Genomic DNA, 2,953 nt, shown 5'->3' with positions numbered 1-2,953 from the left:
CCCCAGCCCTCCCCTTACCAAGGGCCTTACCAAGGGGAGGGTGTCCGATAGGACGGGTGGGGTGTTTGAAATTCCCCCAGACGAAGAACCGTTACTTTATGCGCGGCGGTTAGTAGCCCAACGGTGTTTGTATGGTGTGGATAAAAACCCTTTTGCGGTGAATTTGGCGAAGTTATCTTTGTGGTTGGCGACTTTGGCGAAATCTCATCCTTTTACTTTTTTAGATCATGCTTTTAAGTGGGGAGATTCTTTGGTTGGATTGAATAAGGAACAAATTAAAAATTTTAGTTGGATAGCAGATACTACTTATACAGATCCCAATTTACCTTTATTTAATCAGTCAATTACTAAGGTGAAAGTTTATCGAGATGAAATTTTTAATCTTGGTGATAGTGACTATGAGAAAAAACGCGATGTTTATGAAAATGCGGAATTGGAATTAACGGAAACGCGGGTAAAGGGTGATTTAGTGATTGCGGCATTTTTTGCCAAAGATAAGGATAAAGCCAGGAAGGAAGAATTAGATAAGTTTCGGTTGATGTTTAAAAAGATGGAAAAACAAACGGGTGCGCGTGTCGGTGTCCGTATGGGTTTCAGCGTGGGTAGGGGTTTAGCAATGCTAAACCCGGACAATGTTGATAATGATGACAATATTGATAATAACGATAATGTTGATAATTTAGAGATTATCAATATATGTGATAATTTAAAATCCGGTGCAAAATCTGTACCTGTGTTTAATTGGGAAATTGAATTTCCTGAAGTTTTTGATAGAGTTAATCCCGGTTTTGATGCAATTATCGGAAATCCTCCTTTTGCGGGGAAGAATACGACAATTAATGGAAATATTGAAGGTTATTTAGATTGGTTGAAAGTTGTTAACCCGGAATCTCATGGAAATGCTGATTTAGTGGCGCATTTTTTTAGAAGGGCGTTTGATATATTACGAGAAAATGGCACTTTTGGCTTAATTGCTACTAACACTATAGCCCAAGGAGATACCCGCAGCACAGGGTTAAGATATATCTGTGAAAATGGCGGAATTATTTATAATGCTCAAAAGCGGTTAAAGTGGCCGGGTTTAGCTGCGGTTGTAGTTAGCGTAGTTCATGTATTTAAGGGTCAATATATTAAGGGGAAATGGTTAAATAATTATGCGGATAAAAAATATTTAGATAATCAGGAAGTTGATTTAATTTCAGCGTTCCTATTTCATGCGGGGGGAAATCAAGATCCCAAGGTATTATTAGCAAATGCTAATAAGAGTTTTATAGGTAGTTATGTTTTAGGAATGGGGTTTACTTTTGATGATGATAACCCAGATGCTACACCGATAGCAGAAATGCACAGGTTAATTACAGAAAATCCTAAAAATGCAGAAAGAATTTTTCCTTATATTGGCGGCGAAGAAGTCAATTCTAGTCCCACTCATGCACATCGTCGCTACGTGATTAATTTTGGTGAAATGAGTGAAGAGGAAGCAAGAAACTATCCTGATTTAATGAATATTGTAGAGGACAAAGTTAAACCTGCACGCGCACATTTAAATACAAATGCTATAGGAAGAAAAAGGGCTGAATCATGGTGGAAATATGGATCTTCAGCACAGGAACTTTATAACGGAATATCCCAATTTAATCGGGTATTAGTAACTTCGCGTCATCAACCACATTGGTGTACAGCATTTATGGAAGCTAATATAGTTTATTCTGAAGCCTTGGTAGTTTTTGCAAATGAACAAAATTCATTTTTCACTATTCTACAATCTCGCATACATGAAATATGGACAAGATTTTTTGGTTCATCATTAGAAGATAGACTTCGTTACACACCTTCCGACTGTTTTGAAACATTCCCATTTCCCGAAGACTGGGAAAACAACGCCATATTAGAACAAACGGGAAAAACCTATTATGAATACCGCGCAGAATTGATGGTAAAAAACAACCAAGGACTGACAGACACCTACAACCGATTTCATGACCCCGACGAATACGACAGCGACATACTCAAACTCCGCGAACTTCACACCGCAATGGACAAAGCAGTTCTCGACGCTTACGGGTGGGGTGATATATCCACAGAATGTACATTTTTACTCGACTACGAAGAAGAGGAAGAAGAAGACAACCCCAAAGGAAGAAATAAGAAAAAACCTTGGAGATATCGCTGGACAGAAGCAACCCATGATGAAACATTAGCCAAATTATTAGACCTCAATCAAACCCGCTATGAAGCCGAAATCTTAGGAGGTAAAGTTGCAGAAGGGAAGAAAAAAGCCAATACTAAAAAAGCAGCTAAAACCCGAAAACCGACAACCGATAACATCCCAACCATTACTGGTTTCACCGAACCATAATTGTAGGTTGGGTTGACGCAACCAAACCCAACAAATATCAAAATCAGGATTTAGGTTTGATAAAAAATATCTTTTTTGGCTTTTGGTGAGAAATCAAATAAATGTCTGAATCAGGATTTACAGGATTTAAGGATTTACAGGATGTTAATTTTATCCATTCGTCGGTTTATCCATTTATTCATTTGTCCATTTATTCATTTGTCAGCCCGCCAGCCCGCCAGGGGTTATAAACCCCCGTCTAATAGCGCAAGTCCTCTAAAAGAGGACTAAAAAAAATCAACATAATTAATATTACCCTTTCCCCCAATCGTCTTCAGACGATTTTAGCTATTAGACAGAGGTTTTTAACCTCTGGCTATTTGGATATCTCTGGTTTGATAAAAAAATATCTTCTTTTGGCTTTTGGTGAGAAATCAAATAAATGTCTGAATCAGGATTTACAGGATTTAAGGATTTACAGGATGTTGATTTTATCCATTCGTCGGTTTATCCATTTATTCATTTGTCCATTTATTCATTTGTCAGCCCGCCAGCCCGCCAGGGGTTATAAACCCCCGTCTAATAGCGCAAGTCCTCTAAAAGAGGACTAAAAAA

The 2,953-nt window shown here is 38.1% G+C and carries 1 protein-coding gene; it reads left to right on the top strand.

The annotated features are described in order from the left end of the window. Positions 1-40: 40 nt before the first annotated feature. Positions 41-2,359: a type IIL restriction-modification enzyme MmeI gene (locus tag IQ228_RS24155; protein WP_193964708.1), complete on the top strand. Its 2,319-nt coding sequence runs from the start codon at positions 41-43 to the stop codon at positions 2,357-2,359. The last annotated feature ends 594 nt before the right edge of the window (positions 2,360-2,953 follow it).

It is taken from the genome of Dolichospermum sp. LEGE 00246 (genome assembly GCF_015207865.1).
Lineage (GTDB): Bacteria > Cyanobacteriota > Cyanobacteriia > Cyanobacteriales > Nostocaceae > Dolichospermum > Dolichospermum heterosporum.
This window is presented reverse-complemented; position numbering and strand designations above follow the sequence as displayed.